The 23938-nt window shown below is 39.5% G+C and carries 14 protein-coding genes and 1 pseudogene; 11 read left to right on the plus strand and 4 right to left on the minus strand.

Translation table 11 applies throughout. The annotated features are described in order from the left end of the window. Positions 1-55 precede the first annotated feature (55 nt). From ACOZ9X_RS07565 to ACOZ9X_RS07575, 3 genes are all read left to right on the plus strand, one after another. Complete coding sequence (locus ACOZ9X_RS07565) at positions 56-460, plus strand: NUDIX hydrolase (RefSeq protein ID WP_423417643.1); 405 nt, start codon at positions 56-58, stop codon at positions 458-460. A 157-nt stretch (positions 461-617) separates the two neighbouring features. Continuing rightward, positions 618-1856 (plus strand): ATP-binding protein, encoded by a 1239-nt coding sequence (locus ACOZ9X_RS07570; protein ID WP_423417644.1) that lies wholly within the window; start codon positions 618-620, stop codon positions 1854-1856. Positions 1857-2001: 145 nt separating this feature from the next. After that, positions 2002-2481: a GNAT family N-acetyltransferase gene (locus tag ACOZ9X_RS07575; protein WP_423417645.1), complete on the plus strand. Its 480-nt coding sequence runs from the start codon at positions 2002-2004 to the stop codon at positions 2479-2481. Between the two features lie 73 nt (positions 2482-2554). Here ACOZ9X_RS07575 and ACOZ9X_RS07580 read toward each other — a convergent pair whose 3' ends face one another. Together ACOZ9X_RS07580 and ACOZ9X_RS07585 are read right to left on the minus strand one after the other, a co-directional pair. Beyond that, positions 2555-2683 carry a hypothetical protein gene (locus ACOZ9X_RS07580; protein WP_260858542.1) on the minus strand — a complete coding sequence of 43 codons (129 nt, stop codon included), beginning with the start codon at positions 2681-2683 and terminating at the stop codon, positions 2555-2557. After that, complete coding sequence (locus ACOZ9X_RS07585; protein WP_423417646.1) at positions 2680-3759, minus strand: tetratricopeptide repeat protein; 1080 nt, start codon at positions 3757-3759, stop codon at positions 2680-2682. The genes ACOZ9X_RS07580 and ACOZ9X_RS07585 overlap by 4 nt, the downstream gene beginning before the upstream one ends. Positions 3760-4020: 261 nt before the next feature. On the opposite strand from ACOZ9X_RS07585, the gene ACOZ9X_RS07590 reads away from it, so the two are divergent. The 3 genes from ACOZ9X_RS07590 to ACOZ9X_RS07600 all read left to right on the plus strand — a co-directional run bounded on the left by ACOZ9X_RS07590 (position 4021) and on the right by ACOZ9X_RS07600 (position 15957). Continuing rightward, the gene (locus ACOZ9X_RS07590; RefSeq protein WP_423417647.1) at positions 4021-4845 is read left to right on the plus strand and encodes an MBL fold metallo-hydrolase; all 825 of its coding nucleotides are present in this window, start codon (positions 4021-4023) and stop codon (positions 4843-4845) included. 25 nt (positions 4846-4870) lie between these two features. Continuing rightward, positions 4871-5422: a GNAT family N-acetyltransferase gene (locus tag ACOZ9X_RS07595; protein ID WP_423417648.1), complete on the plus strand. Its 552-nt coding sequence runs from the start codon at positions 4871-4873 to the stop codon at positions 5420-5422. A gap of 131 nt (positions 5423-5553) precedes the next feature. Beyond that, positions 5554-15957 carry a carboxypeptidase regulatory-like domain-containing protein gene (locus tag ACOZ9X_RS07600; protein ID WP_423417649.1) on the plus strand — a complete coding sequence of 3468 codons (10404 nt, stop codon included), beginning with the start codon at positions 5554-5556 and terminating at the stop codon, positions 15955-15957. Positions 15958-16020: 63 nt separating this feature from the next. Here ACOZ9X_RS07600 and ACOZ9X_RS07605 read toward each other — a convergent pair whose 3' ends face one another. Next, the gene (locus ACOZ9X_RS07605; RefSeq protein ID WP_423417650.1) at positions 16021-16881 is read right to left on the minus strand and encodes a TVP38/TMEM64 family protein; all 861 of its coding nucleotides are present in this window, start codon (positions 16879-16881) and stop codon (positions 16021-16023) included. A 258-nt stretch (positions 16882-17139) separates the two neighbouring features. Between ACOZ9X_RS07605 and ACOZ9X_RS07610 the strand changes: the two genes are divergently transcribed. Further along, positions 17140-17421 (plus strand): hypothetical protein, encoded by a 282-nt coding sequence (locus tag ACOZ9X_RS07610; RefSeq protein WP_423417651.1) that lies wholly within the window; start codon positions 17140-17142, stop codon positions 17419-17421. A gap of 99 nt (positions 17422-17520) precedes the next feature. After that, positions 17521-17688: pseudogene (locus tag ACOZ9X_RS07615) on the plus strand (YunG family protein); the annotation flags it as partial. A 296-nt stretch (positions 17689-17984) separates the two neighbouring features. Here the strand turns inward: ACOZ9X_RS07615 and ACOZ9X_RS07620 are convergent. Next, positions 17985-18584: a TetR/AcrR family transcriptional regulator gene (locus ACOZ9X_RS07620; RefSeq protein ID WP_423417652.1), complete on the minus strand. Its 600-nt coding sequence runs from the start codon at positions 18582-18584 to the stop codon at positions 17985-17987. Positions 18585-18834: 250 nt separating this feature from the next. Here ACOZ9X_RS07620 and ACOZ9X_RS07625 point away from each other — a divergent pair, with 250 nt between their 5' ends. The 3 genes from ACOZ9X_RS07625 (at position 18835) to ACOZ9X_RS07635 (ending at position 23891) form a co-directional block, all read left to right on the plus strand. Continuing rightward, on the plus strand, positions 18835-21249 hold the full coding sequence (locus tag ACOZ9X_RS07625) for an efflux RND transporter permease subunit (protein WP_423417653.1): 2415 nt from the start codon (positions 18835-18837) through the stop codon (positions 21247-21249). 203 nt (positions 21250-21452) lie between these two features. Next, positions 21453-21995 carry a competence protein ComK gene (locus tag ACOZ9X_RS07630; protein ID WP_423417654.1) on the plus strand — a complete coding sequence of 181 codons (543 nt, stop codon included), beginning with the start codon at positions 21453-21455 and terminating at the stop codon, positions 21993-21995. 351 nt (positions 21996-22346) lie between these two features. Then, positions 22347-23891: a malate:quinone oxidoreductase gene (locus ACOZ9X_RS07635; protein WP_423418243.1), complete on the plus strand. Its 1545-nt coding sequence runs from the start codon at positions 22347-22349 to the stop codon at positions 23889-23891. Positions 23892-23938: the final 47 nt, after the last annotated feature.

A 23938-nucleotide genomic window follows, 5' to 3' on the forward strand; every position in this document is an offset into this window, starting at 1 on the left:
ATGGTGTGAAGTAGAATATAACTCGCTATACATTTATAGAAGAAAAGGGATCTCCTTGGGAATTCATGATACGTTTCGATTTGGTTCTCATGCCATGATATTTAATGCAGAGAATAAGGTGCTTTTGTTAAAACGAACTTACGGAAACAAAGGTTGGAGTTTACCTGGCGGTGGTGTCGATCCGGGTGAAACGATACATCAAGCATTGTTTCGTGAATGTAGAGAAGAGCTTGGGATCGATGTGATTGATCCAGTATTAACTGGAATTTATTATCATAGTAAAATTAACACACAAGCAGCGATATTTCGTTGCAATATTTCAGATGATGACAAGATCGTACTTAGCTCCGAACATTCAGCACTAAGATGGGTCGATCTAGCTGAATTAAGTGAAAGTCAGCAAATTCGAGCGGAGGATGCAATACATTTTCAGGGGCAAGTCTACAGTAGAACATTTTAATGGTATTCAAAAAAACACTTCTTCCTAGGGGGAGAAGTGCTTTTTAATATGCAGTAATAGATACTATTACCTAGAAAATTCGTCTTTTTGACAAGGAGATGCATAAAAGTTGTCGAAAATCATGTAAGGCAGGTAAATCTAGGAAGTAGGGAACAGAATGTTAGAGTCTATACAAAGCATGTGCTTACACGTGGTCTTAATACTTTTTACCATCCTTATTTATCAAGTGTTTTTTAATGAAAGAGATGAAGAGAGGAAGAAAGTAACTTCAAAATACTTTCTGCTTATGCTGATAATTCTCGTTTTCACGATGAGTCAACCAGTCGTTTATTCTCAGATCTATAAATATGATTTTAAATCAGTTGCCATTATCTTGTCCTTTTTGTATGGAGGAAAAAGGGTTGGTTTCTCAAGTTTATTTGTGCTTCTTATAATGGGTTATTTCACGGATCAAAACTTAGCAGTATTATTAGGAAACTACATGGTGTTCTGTGTATTGTTACTGCCAGTCACAAGGATTTTTCATCGCTATGGCATTAAAGGAAAAGTTACCGTTATCAGTTTGTTCTACTCACTTATTCCTATCACACGAGGAATTTCACTCTTAATAAAAGGTGACGAGCAAGAACTCTTTTTTGAATTAAGTTCTTCTCTAATTGTATTGGCAACGTTAATCGCAGTCGTGCATTTGATTGAAAATATGAAAGAGCAGATTGAGATGAGACAAGAGCTTCTCCGCACAGAAAAAATGAATGTTGTAAGTCAGCTTGCTGCATCAGTTGCTCACGAAATTCGAAATCCCATGACTTCTGTGCGAGGGTTTATGCAACTCATGCAAAAAGAAGATTTAACGAAGGAACAGCAGATGTACATAAGTATCTCAATTGAGGAATTGGATCGGGCGCAGGAAATCATCAATCAGTATTTAGCGTTAGCTAAACCGCAAACGGATCAATATGAAACCATCGATCTCACATCAACCATTCAACAATCAATTGATGTGATGCACTCTTATGCTATTTTAAACTCTATACATATTTCGCAGCATGTGGAATCTTCATTAAAAATTGAGGGACTAAAACTGGAAATTCAGCAAGTATTGATCAACATTATCAAGAACGCCATAGAAGCAATCAAGTCAAAAGGAGAAATTAGAATCATAGCATTTCATGATACGAACGGATATGTTTGCATTGAGATCAAGGATAATGGTGTAGGTATGTCTAAAGAACAATTGAAAAAAATTGGCAGCCCGTATTACTCTACTAAAGAAAAAGGAACAGGACTTGGTTTAACCGTATGCCACCAAATTATAAAACAGATGGGTGGGAGAATTACGATTAATAGCGAGTTGAAAAAAGGAACAACATTTACCATTAAACTGCCTTCTAAGTGATAGTTATGCAGCAAAGTTAATACAAGTGGTATGAGGCTTTTATAACTAAATCCATACCTTTCCTTTCATGGATCATCACAATGGAACGGTTTGGATTAAGGAATTGTGAATAAAGGGATAACGTTTACCCCACAGAGGTGTGTAGATGAAATTAAAAATTGCAAAGTACAAGGAAACGGATACAGAGGAGATTATCAAGCTGTTTTATGAAACTGTACATACCGTAAATGCAAAAGACTATTCATCACTAGAGTTGGATGCTTGGGTATCCTTTCATGAATTACAATCTAAAGTGAAGTCGTGGAAGGAATCATTGTTAAATAACATAACGTTTGTAGCTAGGAATCATGATGGTATTGTTGGTTTTTGTGATTTAACTTATAGTGGTCATTTAGATAGACTGTATGTTCATAAGGATTACCAACGACAAGGAATAGCTTCGGCATTAGTAAATGCGATTGAATTGGAAGCAAGGCAATTAAATTTATTTTGTATAGATACGGATGCAAGTATTACCGCTAAACCATTCTTTGAACAGCGAGGATACAAAGTAGTTTCTCCGCAACATGTAATTCGTAAAGGGGTTTCATTAATAAATTATAAAATGACAAAAAAACTAATGTGAATAGATATCTATCAGCAATGCACAAAAAAACGATCAGAAAACTTCTGATCGTTTTTTGTGCTAATAGATAATCTTATAATTTTTGTGAAAGAGAGAACGTTCTGCCATGCTCAGCTTGTTCAACTGATTTTGTGGAAAGTCCAACAAATACAGCCGTTAGTGCTAGTGAAGTGATGATGATACCTGCAGCGAATTTTTTCATTTTAGTGCCTCCTTTTTTTGTAAAGCGCGTTTTGCTTCGTAAGACTCTTTAAAATAATAACTAGCTTTATTGTGGTTCTCTTTGGTGAAGAAGACCTGTGCAAGCTCTCCAGCATAATCTTCTACGAAACCAAAGAGTTCGTGTTGTTTAAAATAGTCGTTTCCTTCTTTAACAATACGTTCAAGCTCGTTTATATCTGTTGCCTGATTTAAGGCGTTCAGTATTTTGAAGTGATGAAGGTATTCTTCATTCGCGAGCTCGATTCCTTTTTTGTAGAAAGGCATTGCTTTTTCTTCATTATTCAATCGATAGTATTCTCGAGACAATAAGAAGTGGGTCTTATAAAAGGCTTCTTCTTCTTCAAATACCTCTAACAAATAGCGTACGGCCAGTTCGGACATGTTTTGTTCAGCATACAGATAACCGATGTTGTATTTGATCAGAGAGGTATAGGACTGATCAACTCGTTTTGCGAGATCAAGAGCACACAGAAAATGTTCTTCCGCTTTTCCGTATTGTTTCAATGATAGAGAAGCGAGCCCCAATATATTTTCACAACCCGATTGAAGCAGTTCATAATCTTCCGCTTCAGATAACGTTTTCAAAGCTTCGTTTGCATAATCCAGTGCTGTGAGTGGCTGACGGATGTGATAATAAAGAACGGCAGCTTTATGATAGAAATCTGCACGCACAATATCATCCGTTATGCTGTTCAATACGTTTAATAAGTTAAACGCCCGGATAAAACGTAATTCTGCTACTTCATAATTTCCTTCGGCTGTTAATAGCATTCCGGTAATTAAGTTCATATAGTACCCAAAAATATCTGTTCGATTCAGATGAACATCATTTAAGGTATCTAGTATAGCGTGAGCAGAAGCAAGCTCTTTCTTCAAAATCAAATATCGGCTGTTTAATAATTGATAATACAATTGTGTAGAAGGGTCTTTAATCTGTGTGATCTCACTCTTAATCTCGTTATGTATACTCTCTGATTGCTGTATGTGATTTGTCCGGATGGCTATATGCCATCGCTCGAGTGACTGTGTGATGGGCTCTCTAGTTCCGACGTTCATGGAAAACTCCTTTCTATAAGACTTGTAATTTAAATCTAACATAAAATGGAAAAATAAAACTTGGGAAAATTTAAGGCTAAGGGGTAGCATAAAGTGACATCATTCTCATCAATTTTCCCAATAATCTGACACTGTTGGGGATATCTTATAGTTTCGCTTACTGAAAACGAGATTATGAGGGTGGAAGGACTATAAAGGCTTTTATGGAATTAAAGTTAATATAGTCAAATAGTAGAGAAAGAGAATCGGAGTTGAAAATCAGTGTTATTGAAGAAAACATCTCACTTTGGAGAAAAACATAATGTTTCTTACTTAAATGGGAAGATCACTTTTCAAGGTGTCTCCCTTAATGTTTACAGTTATCTCATAGATGGTGTATTGATTGATACTGGTGCACAGTCATTACATAAGCATTTCAAACCTTTTATTGATTCAGCTGATTTTGACCAAGTATTCATTACACATTTTCATGAAGATCATACAGGTTGTGCTAGTTATATCGAAAAAACAAAGAAAGTCCCCATTTATTTAGATGAAAAAACAATTGATATATGCAGAGAACGAGCACATTATCCATTGTATCGACAGTTCTTTTGGGGAAGAAGAAAACCGTTTCATGCACAAGAAATGAAAGAGGAACTACAATCGAGAAAAGCCCGTTGGGATGCCATCCCGACGCCAGGTCATGCGCTAGATCATCATGCATTCCTTAACCGTGAGACAGGGCAGCTTTTCACAGGTGACCTATATGTAATGGAAAGGACGAAAGTAATTTTAGAGGAAGAGAGCATCCCTACAATTATTCAATCTTTAAAACGGGTTTTAACATATGACTTTCAGGAAGTGTTTTGCAATCACGCAGGGTTTGTTCGAGATGGAAGGCAGGCACTCCAACGAAAACTAAATTATCTGCTAGGAATTCAGGAAGAAGTATTGACTCTAAAAAAACAAGGAGTCACTCCTGAAGCTATCTGTCAGAAGCTTTTTCCGAAGAAATTCCCCATCGTCAAATTCTCTCGCGGTGAATGGGATTCTATTCATATCGTTCGTTCAATCATCGAAGAGAATCATGTCATCCACACATAATTATTTTAGAAAAAGAGGTAAGCTAATGTTGATCATACAAGAAAACAAGGCACGAATACGTACCGTTTGTGCTGAAGATGCTGAGGCCATTCTTCAAATTCATCGTGATGTAATTTCTGAGCACGATTATTTTATTGCACTACCAAATGAATTTAATAAGACAATTGAAGATCATCAAGAATGGATACAAAGCATTCTGAAGCATGAACGTGAGACGATGCTTGTGGCAGAATATGAAAACAATGTGGTTGGATGGATCGTTTTCCGTTCACAAGAAAGAATGAGAATGCACCATATTGGGTCATTTGCCATTATGCTTCGTAAAGAATTTAGGAATAAAGGGATTGGCAAGCTATTGATTCACGAGCTGTTATCTTGGGCCGAAAAACATCCGGTCATTGAAAAGGTTACGTTAGGAACGTTTTCTACCAATACTAGAGCAATAGAATTGTATAAAAAACTTGGATTTATAGAGGAAGGGAGAAAAGTAAGAGAGTTCAAGTTTAGCAACGACGAGTATGTGGATGATGTGTTGATGTATAAGTTAGTTAAACAATATGATATGAGCCCAATCTGAAAAAATGAGAAGCTGATTCTTTGAACAGCTTCTTTTTCCTGTCATGAAACGTTATTGAAAAAAATGGTAATTGATCCAAGGTTCCTCCGCGTATATTAAATCGATGTTATTTTTTTGCCGGAGGTGTTGGGATGTCTTTTCCCACAAACAATCAGTTTACAGCGATTACTGTAGGCGGTGTTTCTTATGCAGATGTGATACGTGATATCTCTCCTGCAGGAACAGATATCGTAGGGAGTGCCAGTTTTCCTTCCTTTTACTTCGCTTATGATGAAATCAATGTGTACTTTAGAATGCGTGTACGATCAGATCCAAGAAATAGTGCCAAAACAGCTTTTGCAAACTTTGCGTGGGGTGTTTTGTTAAATACGACAGGTGTAGCAGGTACTTATGACTGGCTGCTTGCAGTCAATGGTTTAAACAAAAGAGTGAACTTGGTGCAGAACACAACTAAACAAGTGAACTCTTGGAGTGATCCTGCAGAAGGTACGGATGGTAAAGGAAATCCGAACTATTCTCGTTCCATCATCAATTTTGACGTCGCACGTGTCGTTCAGGCTGACTCTACATTGGATAATACACAAAACTATTTTATCGATTTTCTAGTTCCAGCTTCTACATTTTTCTCATTGCTCGGTATTACTGCTCAAAGTTCTGTACGAATGGTCGCTTTTACTGCTTCAAATAACAACAACTACAATAAAGACTCTCTACGTGATTCAGAAGGGTTTCAATTTCAAAATGCATTTTCCAATCCAGTTACAATAAATTCGGGTAATGTCCGAGCCAACCTGCAGGTTTCAAAAGTACTGCTTTCAGGACCACAGTCACCTCTAGCCGGTCAGGTTGGGGAGTGGACGGGAAGAATTACTTTATCGAATACAGGAAAAAGTGCTGCGAATATTCTCAATGTAACTGATATTGTTTCATTAGATGTGGTGTCATTCTTTTCTGTTCTCAGTGTTTCGCAAGGGACGACGGCATACAACCCTTCAACGAAAACACTCACTTGGTCCGTTGGTAACATTGCTCCTAGTACAAGTGCAACTCTACAGTTTGCACAGAATGGAATCTTTTACACAGCGGGAACGAAAGCATTAAATACTGTTCGTGCAACAGGTATTGATAGCTTTACTGGAGGAGATCTGCCCACAGCTTCTGCTTCTATTTCCGTGAATGTTCAAGCAACAGGTGGCGCTGCAGGTACGTTATTGGATAGTTCAAACGCTCAGCCGGTTAATGCTGCAACTGTAAGACTTTTATCGGGTCAAACACAGGTTGACGTTACGCAAACGGATGCATTCGGTAAGTATAGTCTTACGAATATAGCACCAGGTACTTATACGATTGAATTTTCAAAAGCAAATTACACGACCGTGGCGCAATCCGTGGTCATTCAATCTGATACTCTAACGGTCATCAATCCTGTCCTTGTTGCTATTCCAGGAATTCTTCAAGGAACGGTTACCTCAAACGCAGGTTCTGCTGTTAATGGAGCGACAGTCTTGTTATCAGATAATCTTGGTACAGTTATTGCAAGTGTAACAACTTCTTCAACAGGAGCTTATACATTTGGAGCAGTAATCCCTGGGCATTATACGCTCACGGTTTCTGCTGATAATTTTCAGGCTACAACAATTGGGCAAAATGTGCCATCCAATCAGACAACGACAGCAAACCTTGTACTACAGCCGAATCCTGGAACAATAAGTGGAACGATAACAGGAAGTGGTGGACCTATAGCTGGTGCAATAGTTGAAGCTCTGAGCGGTACGGGGATAGCGGTGGCAACCGCAACGACAGATGGGGTAGGACAGTATGTAATAAATCGTCTTGCTCCTGGTTCTTACAGACTTCGTGTTAGTGCACCTGCTTTTCAAACTTATGTAGTCGGTTTCTCAGTGAGTGCCGGTCAAACTGTGGTAGTAGATTTGAATCTATTAGTAAATCCAGGTTCAATCATCGGAACAGTAATTGATGAAGATAGCGGCGCTACACTTCCAGGCGCAAGTCTAAAAGTTGTAAATAGCTCTGGAATTACGGATGCCTCTGTAACAACTGATGTAAATGGACAATTCTCAGTCGATTCTCTAGCTCCAGGTACTTATGTAATCACCTTTTCTTCTGATGGTCACGGTACAAAAACGATCGGTACGTATGTTCAGTCAGATCAATCTACAACGCTAGATGTCACGCTTAGAAGACTAGCAGGGGTTCTTACAGGCGAGGTTTCTTCAGGAGGAAGTTTAATTACAGGTGCTTCAGTGGATGTCGTTCTAAACAACATTGTGGTAGCAAAGACCATTACCGACAGCAATGGAACCTTTACGATAAGTGGTTTAGCGCCTGATCGATATACCGTCATTATTGGAGCGGATGGGTTTTCACCGGTTTCACTTGGTGCTGTTATTCAGGATAACGAAACAACGACAATCAATACAGAGCTTCAACCTCTCTTTGGTTCGCTTTCAGGTAGTGTACAGGATAACGAAGTAAACATTCTTCCAGGTGCAGTTATTCTTGTGAAAAATGCAGATTCTGATGTGCTTATTTCTCGAGCTGTAACGGATACAAATGGAAATTATGTGATTGGTGAACTGCTTCCTGGAAGCTATGTAGTTACAGCGAATCGTGTTGATTTTCAAACAAGTTTAAGTGGAGCAGTCATTACAGCTGGTGTGGCTTCCGTTGTTAATTTTTCTTTAATGCCAGATCCTTCTGCTATTTCGGGAACAATTATTAACAGTGAGACGGGAGAACCGCTTGTAGGGGCTTCGGTAGAAGTGCAACTACTTGATTCTAACGGGCTTATTATAAATACAACTTTTTCAGACAATGATGGTGTCTTCATTATTGAAGATTTAATGCCGAGCACATATACCGTCATTGTTGCCGCAGAAGGTTTCCAAACATCTTCAGCCTCGGTAAGGTTAACGGCAGGCAGCGTTGCTTCTATTACGATTAGCCTTGTTCCGGCTCCTGGGTTTGTAACAGGTAGATTAATAGATTCTCTAACAGACCTGCCGATTACGGGTGCAACCATTAATATTAGTAACACGTTAGGAGCATTTGTAGATTCAGCATTAACTAGTACGGATGGGACGTTCATTTCGCTTGGGTTGCCTGGAGGTGTTTATACACTTACCGCAGTAGCGGAAGGATATGAAACCAGAATTGTAGGTGTTGTTGTTCCTGCTGGATTTACGAAGTTTGTTAACATCGAACTCCAACCTAATCCAGGGACAATTACAGGGACGGTAGCGCCTGCGGCTGTTGGACTTGTGCTTCAGCTGTACACGATGGATAACCAGTTCGTAAACACAGTTGCAGCCACTCCTGAAGGCAATTTTTTGTTTCAGAGTTTAGCTCCAGGTAACTATATTGTAAAAGCAGTAGCGGTTAATTATTCAGTGGGAAGTACGGGAGCCTTTGTTGTTTCAGGGCAAACAACAAACATTTCTCTCTCTGTACAACCTAATCCTGGTAATGTCTCAGGTATTATACTCTCAGATCTTAGTGCGCCAGTGTCTAACGCGACCGTTTCCCTTTTTGATGTAAATGAAACGCCTATTGGAAGTGGAACAACAGATGCTGATGGAAATTACACGATCAGCAATATTCCAGCAGGTTCTTATGCAGTCGTTATACGGGCAGGAGGCTATGCAAATGCGACAGGAAACGTTGCGGTCGGCCCAGGTCAGGATGTTACAGATCTGAATTTTGGGTTAGTGACGACCCGTGGTTCTATTTCAGGTACTGTTTCAGATTTTACAACAGGTGCACCGATTCCAGGTGCTGCAATACTTGTACGTGATAGTCTTGGGATTTTGGTTCGTTTCTCGACAACTGATCAATTTGGTAACTTTTTGCTTCGGAATTTTGTTCCAGGTTCCTATGCAGTCACTTCATCTGCTCAAAACTATTCGACAGAAATTACAGGTGTTATCGTACAAAGTGATGAGACTGCAGGAGCTGATATCCAATTAACAAGTACGGTAGGAAGTATCTCAGGGCAAGTCACTGACGAAGATGGGAATCCGCTGTCTGGAGACAATATGCAATTAAAATTGTTCGGAGCTAACGGAGAATTGCTGCAAGCGTTAATTGCACATACTGACGGTACGTTTCAAATTCAGGAACTGTCAATTGGCACATATTTTGTAAGTGCTGAATTAGACGGTTATTCTCCAAATATGACAGCAGTTATCGTCAACAGCAGTGTGATAAGCAGCATTACAATACCGTTATCTCAAATTCTTACAACACTAACAGGATCTGTAACCGATTCTGCAACTGGGAATCCCATCAGTGATACTGCCGTTTCAATAACTTTGACTAATAACACGGGCATGTTTGTGGCAAAGCAGTATCCAGGTATTGATGGCACTTTCATATTCGACTCGATTGCACCGGGTATCTATCTGTTAAATGTGAATGCAGTTAACTACGGAAATGAGATTATTACGGTTACTGTGCCTGCTACAGGTTTTGCGATCTCTGTTTCGTTAACTCAAAATCCAGGGGCTGTTACAGGGTATGTCACAAACCAGTTAACGGGAGAGCCATTATCAAATGCTATTGTTATCGTCTCATCGTCGGGGAAGCCTCTTGATCGAAAAGGGGTATCAGATAGTTTCGGTCAATTTACCTTTGCCAACCTGTCACCGGATACGTATCGTGCCATTGTGAGTGCTGACGGATATTCAAGTCAGAGTGCAACTTTTACCATACTACCGGACGAAACAACATCATTAAGCTTTATATTAACGCCTGAACCGGGAACTGTCTCGGGAACCATCATAGATGCTGTTACAGGTCTTCCAATCTCGCAAGTTATGGTTCAAGTCCGTTATTTATCGCCAACAGGCCCCGTTATTGCGAGTACTGTAACGGATCAGCAAGGCAATTATGTAACTCAAGGTGTGTATTCTGGTCCTTATACCGTCGTTGCTTTTACAGACGATGGCTATGGATCATCAAGTGCCTCTATCTTAGTGCCTCCAAATGATACGAGAGTAGTAGATTTTGTACTGGAACCGTTTCCGGCAACGGTTGAAGGAACAATTACTTCAGAGTTAGGCGACCTACTTGCAAACGTTGCTGTTCGTCTATTAGATATATACGGATTTACGGTTCGTGTTGTAGCCACCGATGTAAACGGTTTTTATAGAATAATAGGTTTTACGGAAGGTCAATACCTTATTACGGCAATCATTCCTGATTATCAGAGACGACAAGTATCAATCGATGCAGGACCAGGGGAGACCATTACAGCAGATATCTTCTTAGTTCCAGAACCTGGTCAGATTTCAGGTGTGATTCTTGATGAACAAACTCTTGCGCCCCTCGTAGGTGCTCAGGTAGAAGTGTATGCACCAGGTGGAGCAACACCAATTGCGAGAAGAACGACAGGTGCAGAAGGAGACTTCTTAATAGAAGGTGTAGCCCCAAGATCATACACGCTAAACGCCTATCAGCTAAACTACAACATTCGTTCCACGGGTGTTATTGTAGCATCTAATGTTACAACAAACGTACAACTTGCTTTAGTGCCAGATCCCGCATCCGTATCAGGAACGGTTACTGATAATAATGGAACGCCGTTATCTAATGCTAGTGTAAGAGTTGTTGATGAAAATGATAGTGAGATTGGAAACGGTATAACGGATCTTGATGGAAATTTTGTAATAGGGAATTTGCCAGGAGGTGCTTATACTGTTGTTGCTGGTGCTGAAAATTATTCATCTTCAACAGGAGGTGTCTCGTTGCAGCCAGGTGAGCAACTGATTGGACTCTCGGTTGTATTAACTCCATTAGGAGGATCATTCACAGGGACGGTAATAAGCGCAGATTCGGGGGAAGGATTAGCTGGGGTCCTTATCTCCATTCTTACACCGGAAGGAATTCCGATTATCTCAACGAACACAGATACAGCCGGAAACTTCACTTCAACTCTGTTAGCTCCTGGGACGTATACTGTTATCGCGAGCTCTCCATATTATATACAGAATCAAACTGGAGTAATTGTGCTTCCAAATGAAACTTCTGCCGTTTCATTTGCTTTATTAGAAGTAGGAGGATCAATCTCTGGTTCCGTAACAGACTCAGCAGGTAATCCGATCACTGATCAAAAAATTTCTGTTCGTCTTGTAAATGATAGTGGTGTGTTGCTGCAAACTCTTATTGCGTTGTCAGATGGAAGCTTTGCATTTCCAAACCTAACAGCAGGAACGTATCAAGTGAACGTAGTTGCAGATGGTTATCAAACGGCTACGGTAGGGGCAACTGTACAAAATGGGGAAGTATCGGATCTTATCATCCCTCTTGAAGAAGACCGGGGTTCAGTGGAAGGTGTTGTTCAGGACGCCGCAACGGGTTTGCTGATTTCCGGTAGTTTCATCGAGGTCACTGACGTAAGTGGTATTCTTGTCGCAACAATTACGACGGATCAAAACGGAGCTTTTAGAATAGGGAATCTTCAAACAGGTCCATTAAATATACGGGCAATAGCAAAAGGTTATGGCGCAGCTTCTGTAGGTGTAATCATCAATTCCTTGTCTTTATCAAATGCAACACTCATCCTTCAACCTGATATAGGAACAATTACAGGTACAATTAAAGATCCTGATGGGACACCGCGGGGCAATACGACCGTACAGATTTCAAACACAACAAACACACCAATCACAACTGTTATTACAGATGGGAATGGATCTTATGAGGTTGATGATCTTGCTGGAGGTCAATATACAGTAATTGGAAAAGGAACTGGCACGGGAACGGGGATCGGAAGTGGTGTCGTTATACCTGATCAAGAAACAACAGTAGACATCATCCTAATTCCAGAAGGAGGAGTCGTTTCTGGTAATATTACAAATTCTTTTACAGGTAATCCGTTAATTGGGGCTACTATTGAAGTTAGACCTATTTCACCGTTTGGTCCGGTTATCAGTACTGCTTTGTCCGATAGCAACGGAAATTTTAGCACTGGTTTTGTATCAGCTGGAACCTACACATTAACGATTACAAAAGAGAATTTTGGAAGTGCCACTGGTTCTGTCCTGATTGAGAATGCTGTAACAACAATCAGAAACTTTGTTCTCACGCCAAGTCTTTCGAACGTTCGAGGTGTCATAACGGCAAGAATTGTTCAAAATGAAATTTCCATCGCAAGGGTTTCAGCACAAGACATTGTGATTCCCCTCATCAGTACGGTTGTACGACTTATTGATGAGAATGGTGCTGAACTCGCTGAGGTTCAAACGGATGATCAAGGAAACTATCTAATAGAGAACTTTACGTCAGGAATTTATTCATTAGGAACATTCAACCCAGATTATGAGACGAATTCTGTTGGATTCTCCGTTGCACCTGGTCAAACACAGGTTGTTGACATTGAACTTACGGCACTTCCTGGAATTCTTACTGGAACGATTATTGATCAAGAAACGGGTATACCGAACGCCGGTGCAATCGTTCGATTGGTTTTTGGAACGAGTGTTCAGCCTGCTGGCCGCGCCGTGACAAACAATGCAGGTGTTTATGTGATTAACGGGCTTTCGCCAGGGCAGTATACCGTATCCATGACAACACCCAACTATAATACGTTCTCAGCAGGAGCATCTATTTTAGCAAACGCTACAACGACAGTGGACGGTTTCTTATTGTCAGATCCTGGTTTTGTATCAGGTCTAGTTTCTGGTCCAAATGGAGGAATTGGAGGCGCTGGAGTAAAAGTCGTTGATGTAAATGGTACGGTGATCGGCTCCGCTGTTTCAAATGGAGATGGTACGTTCTTTATTGGCAACCTGCCTCTAGGCACGTTTGCAGTTACAGTTGTGGCACCGAATTTCACAAGTGATACGGAAGGGGTTACGATTGCGCCAGGACAAACGGTTAACGTAACATTTAATTTAATCTCTGAACCTGGCACGATAACAGGAACCGTTACAGATGAAAACGGTGTCCCTTTAGCTGGATCTGTTATTAATGTTTTACTGAACAACATTATTATTGCATCAACCGTCACTGAACAGAACGGAAGCTATTCCTTTAGAAATTTACAGCCAAACACGTACCAAGTGACTGCAAATCGATCAGGTTACGCAGTATCGTCAATCGGAGCCGTCGTAAACAGTAACGCAGAGACAACTAGTAATCTAGCTTTGACTAGCCTATTTGGCAGTATATCCGGAACGATTACAGACGAAAATGGAAACCCAATTACGCAACAAAGTATTCAGATTAGTCTTTTCGACCTTAATAATGGCTTGATTACCACCGTACTTGCTCAGCCTGATGGTACGTATAGAATAGAGCAGATTCGACAAGGAAATTATATTTTGACCGTAACAACAAGAGGCTATAATGCTGGTGCGTTTGGTGTAGAAGTGAACCCAGGTGAAGAAACTTCTCTTAATCCACTACTTACTGCACTCGGAGGCACGTTAACAGTTAGGGTAATTGATGCAGCAACGAGTAATCCAATATCTGGTGTTGTAACGAACATTTTTAACGAAACGGGTATCCCGATTACATCAGGTATAACCGATCAAAACGGTATTTTAACAATGCAAAATGTTGAAGAAGGTACGATTGTTGTCTCAACTGTCAAACCAGGTTATAGCAATATTTCACAAGGTAGTATTATTGAGAATGGTGCCACAACGCAAGTCATTTTAGCTATTTCCCTTGAAACGGGTGACATTATTGGAACAATCTCAGATATAAATGGTGTTCCATTAGCAGGTGCAGTGATTCAGATCATTGATGCAACTCGAGCTGTTGTGACCACAGTATTAACACAGTCAGACGGTGCTTATAGAGTTTTGGATCTTCTGCCTGGCATTTATACCATGATTGTCAGTTCGCGGGGCTTTGAACAACGTTCACTTAGTGTTTTTATCGAAGCAAACGAGACAACAGTTACAAATTTACCGCTAGCCTTTGAACCAGGTAATGTGGAAGGTGTAGTAACAAATGCAGCTTCAGGAGCATTTGTAGCTAAATCAAGTGTTGAACTTCGTTTAATAAGTCCTTCTGGTCCGGTCGTTGCTTCAACTCTTTCAGATGAACAAGGGAGATATCGTTTTAGCCAAGTACAAAACGGAAACTACACGGTCGTCGCAACGAAAAAAGGTTTTGGAAACGACTCAGCAGGAATCTTGGTTGAACCAGGAAGTACTGCTTTCGCCGATCTTCAATTGGCACCTGTTTCTTCAAGTGTTAGAGGGACTGTGCGAAATGCGGACGGTTCTCAGCCGCTTGTTAATACACTGCTTCGATTAGCGGATAATAACGGTGTTGTCATAGCGGAGGTACAGACTGATACTAACGGAAATTATTTAGTTGATGGTCTTCTGCCGGGTGAATTTAGCCTTTCAGCCATAAATTCTGATTATAGAAGCAGTGTGTTGGAGTTTACTGCTGCTCCAAATACTCAAAGCGTCGTTAATTTTAACTTAATTGCAGTTCCAAGCTTGTTCTCGGGGTTTGTAACAGATTCAGATACTGGACTTCCAATAGTAGGTGCTATTGTAGAGACGTTTGATCTGTCAAGCGCCCCTTTTGAAATAGGTATTGCTAATGCTGAAGTGGGTGCACTAGCTGTAATCGGCCGCCCTGTTGCTGTAGCACTTACAAACATTGATGGATTTTATACAATCCCAGGGCTAAGTAATGGGACGTATACACTAAGAGCGTCTGCTCAAGGATATGGTACAGATGGCAGACAGTCGATTTTGTTAGTGAACGAGACGAAAGTAGAGAACTTTGCTCTGCCTGGTACACCGTCTTCAATTAGCGGTATAGTGACTATTTCAGGTAACGGACCACTAAGTAATGCTGAAGTAAACGTTTTAGACGAAAATGGTATTGTTGTAGGCAGTGCAACAACGGGTAACGATGGAACTTATTTGATTGGAAATCTTAGTGCAGGCATATACACGGTAACAGCAGATGCAGAAGGATATTTGGAAGACTCGTTGTCACTCACACTTAGAAGCGGGGAGAATCGAACAGGGGTTAACTTTGCGTTAAGTGCTGGTGCGGATGGAGATATTACAGGTCAAGTATCAGACAGCCGAACAGGCAGACCGTTAGCTGGAGTCACCATTAGTCTATTTACCTTACAAGGTACCTTAGTGAGTGAAGTTACATCTTATAAATCAGGGGTATTCTCATTACTGGGGATACCAGATGGCACATATGAACTCCGTGCTGCAGCCCAAGGATATCTTCCGTTTGCGACAACTTTAGAATTGAGTGAGGGTGAAGAATTGCTTGTTCCGATCTCCCTTGTTGCAGTTGCTCCAATTCCGCCTGTTGGCAGAGCTGATCAGTTTTATATTATTTTAGGTGGTCAACCGCTTCGTTTAGACAGCTCAACTTCACCCACATTATTCACTCTAGTAAAAATTGATGCTGGGAAGAACTGTGCAACGTTTTCATATGATGCGGTTGTTCAAGGGGAAACGAGAAGAAGATTCATCACCTTTGATCTAACCTGTATTGATTTGGTACGCATTAACTCTTAACGAATTTGAATAAAAATGCTGCTTCCTTTAGAACGATATGTTCTTTGGGAGCAGCTTTTCGTATTAAGCCTTTTCCTTCTGCCTCAAATTCTTCTTAATCAACGTTGTCACGATAAATGCAACTCCCGCAATGATTGAAGCATACACCATCAATTCAGTCGTTGTTAAAGAGAAGATCTTCGCTAGTTCCACGGAGTAAGCAAAGATTGTAGAGGTGAACAGCTTCGATAGTGCTGCAATAATAAAGAACCGTCGAAACGTAACCCCGCCAAGTCCTGCTCCAATACAAATGATTTCGTCCGGTAAAATTGGAATGATAAACATAATAGCTAAAAAGAGGAGTTCATTTCTCTGTACATAAGTTTGGTACTTTGTGAGGTGTTCTTCTTTTACAAACCTTGAAACAATGCGCTGTCCACCAAATCTTGCGATGAAATACATCACGATGATTCCAGTCAGTGTTCCGAGAAATCCTACGGAAATTGCTGTGAACGGTCCAAATACAGCACTAGCCGCAGCAACCGTTACGACTTCAGGCAGAGGCAAGATGATTGGCTGTGCGAAACAAATGGCTAAGTAGATGAATTTGGCAGCTGACTCATGTAACTTTAATAAGTTTTCAAATCCGTACATGTCTGTTAGCACTAACAGTTTTGTCACGTAAAAGATAGCAAACACGAACATGCTGACGGCAAAGAAATAGAGCGCGATCAGGCGAGTGATTTTTAAGGATTGCAGATTACGTTTACATAAAAAGAGTAAGTCAAAAGTTACGATACCGATCGCAAGCCCGATGCCGATCAATTTAAAGATTGGCTGAATGGTCGGTAGCAGCATGATCAGGGTTACAAGGGTTAATGACGTTAGTGTGATATGCAGCAAAAGTTCAAGTGTAAGTTGTTTTCTGGTAAAAGTGTCTGTCATAACTTATCTCCGTTCGTAATGTCTTTATAGTATTAGTTTAGACATAAAATGAAGACGCAGACAGTTTCTCCAGTTGTAATTTGAATAAGTCCAGAGGCGTATATGGAAGCCAGTGAATGAGTGTCATCCACTGGCTTTTTCTTTTGGCAAAGAATTAAAAGGATTGTAAATTTTACATATAGTTTATTGTTGAGACTTCACCACTTCATCACATTATAGTAAAATAAAGTTTCCCGATTCTTGAAGAGCAGGTGAATTATGTATAAGCTGGAAGATAAGTATTATGACAACGAGAGAGGTTATATTTACATACCAATTCGCTGGAGAGAAGAGTTTGCGATTAGCAATGGATCAATCGTAGGCATTGATTGTGAAGATGATGTCATTATCATAGATAAAAATATGACGAGGGAATTTACTCAGAAAATCAGTAAAAGAGGTGCATTAACGATCCCTCTCGAACTAAGACAAAAGTTGAAACATAAAATTTATAGCATATACATCGTACATGCTGAAGAGAAAGTGATTTTGGCGATTTAATAATAAAAATAGGCTGTTTTCGTAACCTTAGTTGCTTTTGGATGTGGTAGAAGAGTCTTTTTATAATGTCAAAAAAGTGTATTTCGTTTGGAGGAATAAATGTTGCTAGACGAAAGGATTCAAACATTAAAGGATCAATTGCATAAAGCATGGTCCATCAAGACAAGCTCCAAATGGACGAAAGAGAATCCAGCTAGAGGACAATGCGGGGTAACAGCGCTTGTGGTTCAAGATCTGCTAAAAGGAGATATTGTGAAAACACCACTCACCACTGGTGGCAGTTTTCGGATTTAATCTTGCAAGAATTTATCAAACATGGGCTATCCTTTACGAAATTAGAGGAAGTGAACTGGATTCTTTAACAAATTTGAAACATACACCTTTATGGCAGACGGTTAATGAAAATCCAGGCATAACCACTCTAATTGTTACGCTGCTTTTTAGTGCAATAGGTTTATGCTTTGCACATCAACTTACCAAAATCGATAAACCTTATTATTCATATAGTAATGCAGAAATCATGGAAGTCAGTGAATGAAGATCATTCACTGACTTTTTTTAATTTAGTATTCAACATCAAATATGGAGGCTGGACCGTTAATTAGAAGATTTGTAATTTGCTCCGCCATGTATTGTGAAGCATACATCATATCGTTCTGCAGCCACCAAATGATAACGCCAAGTATGGCTGAAGACAAGTAACTGATAAGAATTCCTTTAGGTACTTCCTTTTTTTGAGAAAGGTTCAGATTTTCATACTCTGCTGCAAATTTGTTAAAGAAAAATTGTGTCAATTGTTGAGTAAAATTCGGTGTGTCATGACTCGAAAGCATTGTTTTAAAAAATGTTTGTTCTGAACGTATCGCGTCAAACACGTGAATAAGCATCTGCTTCAGTTCTTCAAAATTCAGTTTGTTTTCACGAAAATGAAAAGATGGTTGAATAAGTTCTGAAAGCTTAGTAAGAGTTTGATCTGTCAATTGGTCTAATAAATCGTATTTGTCTTTGTAATGCAGATAAAAGGTACCTCTGCCAATCGTTGCTGTATCTGCGATATCTTGAACAGTTATCGATGTAAATCCTTTTTGACTGATTAGTTCTAGGAAAGCATCCCTAATTAACTTTTTTGTTCTTATAATACGAAGATCATGTTTTTCGGACATGCTCAAATCCCTCCTCATCTAAAATGTATCATACTATCAGACAGTGTGTTCAATAAAATATATTGAACAAATATCGTCATTTTGTAAAAGATTACAAGGAAACTATACAAACGAATTTAATCTGTAGAGTATTATACACTTGCTTGATTTTTGAACATTGAGTAAACCTTCACTATCTCCTATTATTTCCTTAAACAACCTGTTTGATAATGAACAGTTTGTTCAGTTTTAATAAGTGGAGGAATAATAGATGAGTAAAGGATTCAGCTTTTTAGCGAAAAAAATTAGGCAAAGCCCCAAAAAAATTATTGTCCTTTTATTACTTTTCACATTGGTACTTGGGTTTGGTGTGACCAAAGTTCAAGTTGATCTGGGGCAGGGGACGATGATCTCTCACAAGGATCCAATCTATAAAGCTACAGAAGAATATCATGATGAATTTGGTAGCGATACCCTGTTCATCCTGCTTTCAGGTAAGCAAGGTGATTTGTTATCAACAGTTAATCTCTCAGCCATTAACAAGCTTCAGAGTGAATTAGTGCAGAAGAAGGAAATTCAATCTGCATTCAGCTATTACAACATGATTGAAAACGGGACGGATCAAGCAACAAAAATACAGATGAAGATGAAAAAGCAGTTGCAAGAAACGGTTGAAAAAGCCGTTCAGGAGGCTGCTGCAAGAGGTGCAACTCCTGCTCAGCAACAAGATGCAGCTCAGAAAGCGCAAATGTCATTTATGAAGAAGGTAAACGAACAGTCAGGAGCAAATCTTACCTCCTTACGAGCAGCTGGAGCACCATCTCTTCAAAATGAAAAATTTGTAAAACTGCTAGTACTAGACAAAAACCGAAATGTAAACGAGATGTTTAAAACGTTTATGCCCCAAAACGGGAAGCACGCCTTAATTATCATGAAAGTAAAAGGGGGAATTCCCTATAACGAACTTTCTGATTTAACAGAAGAAGTAAGTAACATGACAAAACAAGCAGGTTTCTCTAATCTCCATACTAAGATATCTGGAACACCAAAGATTTATGGAGCAATCTACAATAGCATGATGAAAGATATGTCAATCATGCTTGGCCTTTCACTAGTGTTGATGGCAGCCATACTCTTTATCGTTTTTCCCGTTAAATGGAGACTATTAGCACTTCCAGTCGTGCTTATGTCTTTATTCTGGACGATTGGAATCATGGGCTATATCGGAGTTCCGATGAGTATGGTAACAATGGCAATTTTGCCGATCTTAATTGGTCTTGGGACGGATTTTGCCATCCAATTTCACAACCGGTATGACGAGGAATTAAAAACTGGTAAACCTGTAAAAGAAGCTATTCTTCAATCAATTAAGAAAATGGGGCCAGCTGTAGGAATCGCTGTGTTTGCAATGACCCTTGGCTTCATAACATTACTTATATCAAAAGTCCCAATGATTCAACATTTCGGAATCATGCTTTCTGTAGGTGTTATCGTTTCCTACACCGTTAGCTTAATGTTGATGTATTCCGTATTTATGCTGCGTGATCGTCAAGTTACACCAAAAACCATATCGACTCCAAGTAGAATGGAAGGGTTTATGGAAAGAGTAGCTACATTAACTGTAAAGAAGCCTCTACTTCTTTTGGCCGTTGGTGTGCTGCTCTCAGCTGGAGGATTCTATATAGACCACTCGCTAAAAATTGAAACAAATATTGAGAACTTAATGCCGCAAGAAGCGCCAGAGTTAAAAGAGTTGAATGAGGTTCGAAGGATCATTGGTTCGACTAACGAGATTTCATTTATTCTTAAGTCCGAAGACGTAACGGATCCAAATGTGGTTAAATGGATTGCTGCTTATGAGGAACAACAGCGAAAAGCTCATCCGGAAATCGAGACAGCAACAAGTATTGCATCCATTATGAAACAAGCAAACAAGGGGAAAGTCCCAGAAACAAAAGCTGAGATTGACAGCATCTTGGCACAAGTTCCCGATGAATTAAAAAGCAATATTTTATCAAAAGACAAAGAATCTGCAGCTGTTTCTTTTACGATTGGAAATATCGGTATGAAGGAGCAAGCGGATCTGCTGAATCAGATCGAGAAAAACATCAATCCTCCTTCTAGAGTGGAAATGAAGCCAGCAGGCTCAAATGTCATTAACATCAAATCAGTGGGATCGATGACAGAAAACCGTCACATATCTGCAGGTATTGGAGTTATTGCGATTATCGCCGGGCTATTGCTAGCTTACCGAAGATGGAAAATGGCGATGTATCCAATTCTACCTATTGTACTTGTTGTAGGCTGGTCCTCTCTCATGATGTTCATGTTAAATATTGAGATCAACCCATTAACGGCTGTACTTGGCTCACTCGTTCTTGGTATCGGAAGCGAATTTACCATCCTAATCATGGAACGCTATAAGGAAGAGCTTGAGAACGGTCTATCACGTGACGAAGCGCTAATTAAATCAATTTCTAAAATCGGAAGGGCGATTACGGCATCGGGTTTAACGGTTATGGCAGGGTTTAGTACACTTATCTTTTCTGAATTTGTGATGCTGCGATCGTTCGGAATCACAACCGTGTTTGATACTTTCTTATGTCTAATCAGCTCATTGTTCATTCTTCCTGCAATAATTATTTTGATTGATAAACGAAATAGCGCGTCAGAAATGACAAAATAAATAAAGAAAGCGGGTGAAGAAACGAATCTTCACCCGCTTAACTTATGAATAAACGAAATATTTTGAAAATCATTGGTAAAATATATAGATACATGTTTTGTTGAATGGTAAAATATTACTATGTAGTATAAATTTTTAGGGCAATTTGTACTATGGAGGGTTTAGGTTATTGGGGAATTAAAAAACATTTTAGGAGGTTATGAATGAAGCGTAGAATTGTGCACGAGAAAGTGGAAAAGTATTTAATTACGAATAGGACCATTGCTATTCAACCATTTATTAATCAATGGGGAAGGGTTTGCGCGGAAATTTATGAAGAAGATGCCGTCTTACTTGTTGAGAAAAAGCCTTTTCGAATCATCAAAGATTCTTGTCCTTATTATGGAAGTACATACGATGGCAAGAAAGATGCAGCACAGATTATTTTGGGGAGGATGTGCTTTCCTCCTATTATGATTGATACGAAGCTTGATATATTCTTCTTTCCCACGAAATCACCACGAAAAGACTCCTGCATTTGGCTTTCACAGCCACATATTGACGACATTATATCCATTGACCGGAAAAAGGTTAGAGTGATCTTCTCAAACGGAATGGACCTACCTATTGAAAGTACCTCCCGAGCCCTTAAAGGCAAACTCCATCGTGCCGCTCATTATAGAAGCGTACTACTCAATCGAACAAATCGAAGTCTAGAAAAGGATAGAGAAGAAAGTTTAGAAAGCAGTGATTTAATTTTCACGTGAATATTTTTTGGAACAGGAGCGCCTGATGGACAATTTCAGGCGTTTTTGTTGCGCAAATTTAGTTAAAATTACATATATTAGTGTGCATTCTTCTGTAAAAAAGTTTATTGAAAACCTTTATAAATACTGTTGTCGAAAGAGTTTGGGCACACTATTCATATAATTATCACTATTTATCGGCTTTCAAATAATTTATAATTATCATATAATAAAGATATTAAAGACTTAAATATTAGCAATACTAGTTGATATGGTTTTCATGGAAACAGGAAAAGCTGTAACCAAGTTGTCTCTTTTATATGTGAGACGATGGCTTTTTTCTGTAAATTTTAGGTGAAAAGGTTGATAATGATGAGCAACAGAGAAACGAACACAGACGTCCTTTTAATTGGCGCTGGAATCATGAGTGCTACATTAGGAACGATCTTAAAAGAAATAGCTCCAGAAATGAAAATTAAAGTATTTGAAAAACTTGATAAAGCAGGAGAGGAAAGTTCAAACGAGTGGAACAATGCGGGAACTGGGCATGCTGCACTTTGTGAACTAAATTACACATCGGAAAAACCAGATGGATCGATCGATATTTCAAAAGCCATAGAAATTAATGAACAGTTTCAAGTATCTATGCAGTTCTGGTCTTACCTTGTTGAACAAAAATTGATTCGTAATCCAGAAGATTTCATTATGCCATTGCCTCACATGAGTATGGTTCAAGGAGAAAACAACGTTCAGTTTTTAAAGAAACGTATGGAAGCGCTAACAGAGAATCCTCTCTTTAAAGGGATGGAATTCTCAGATTCTCCAGAGAAATTGATGGAATGGATTCCATTGATCATGGAAGGTCGTTCGTTAGACGAGAGTATTGCTGCTACGAAGATCGATTCAGGAACAGATGTTAATTTTGGTTCTCTCACTCGCATGTTATTTAGTCATCTTCAGAAGCAGAATGTTGATGTTAAATACAAACATAGCGTGGAAAATCTAAAGCGTACAAGTGATGGCTCTTGGGAACTGAAAGTCAAAAATCTAAACTCAGGTTCTGTTGAGAGACACACAGCGAAATTTGTTTTTATCGGTGGTGGAGGGGGAAGTCTTCATCTTCTTCAAAAATCCGGTATTCCTGAAGGAAAGCACATTGGCGGATTTCCAGTAAGTGGGATCTTCATGGTATGTAAGAATCCAGAAGTGATTGAGCAACAGCACGCGAAAGTATACGGAAAAGCTAAAGTCGGGGCACCACCAATGTCTGTTCCTCACTTGGATACACGATATATTGACAACAAGAAATCATTATTGTTCGGACCATTCGCTGGATTCTCACCAAAGTTCTTGAAAACAGGGTCTATGCTTGATCTTGTGACATCTGTAAAACCTAATAACGTATTAACGATGTTAGCTGCGGGTGCTAAAGAAATGTCATTAACGAAATACTTGATTCAACAAGTGTTGTTGTCAAAAGAACAGCGAATGGAAGAACTACGAGAGTTTATCCCGACTGCCAAGAGTGAAGATTGGGATCTTGTCGTAGCTGGGCAACGTGTTCAGGTCATCAAGGATACAGAATCAGGTGGAAAAGGAACCCTTCAATTCGGTACAGAAGTGATTACTTCCGCTGATGGTTCGATTGCTGCCTTACTTGGCGCATCACCTGGTGCGTCCACTGCTGTTCAAGTTATGCTTGAAGTGTTGAACAAATGCTTCCCACAAGAGATCGGAAAATGGGAACCAAAGATCAAAGAGATGATTCCTTCCTATGGTCAGCGATTGATGAACAACCCTGATTTATTAAAGAAAGTACACGCTTCTACAGCTCGTACTTTAAAACTTGACGCGAATGAACCTACTTTAGCTGATTTTTCTGAAATAGATTATACCGTTTTACATGAAAAGATTTAGGATTACTGTTCAATAGAGCCTTACTTAAGGCTCTTTTTTGCTGTTCT

It is taken from the genome of Fictibacillus nanhaiensis, assembly GCF_049537595.1.
Taxonomy (GTDB): Bacteria; Bacillota; Bacilli; order Bacillales; family Fictibacillaceae; genus Fictibacillus; species Fictibacillus nanhaiensis_F.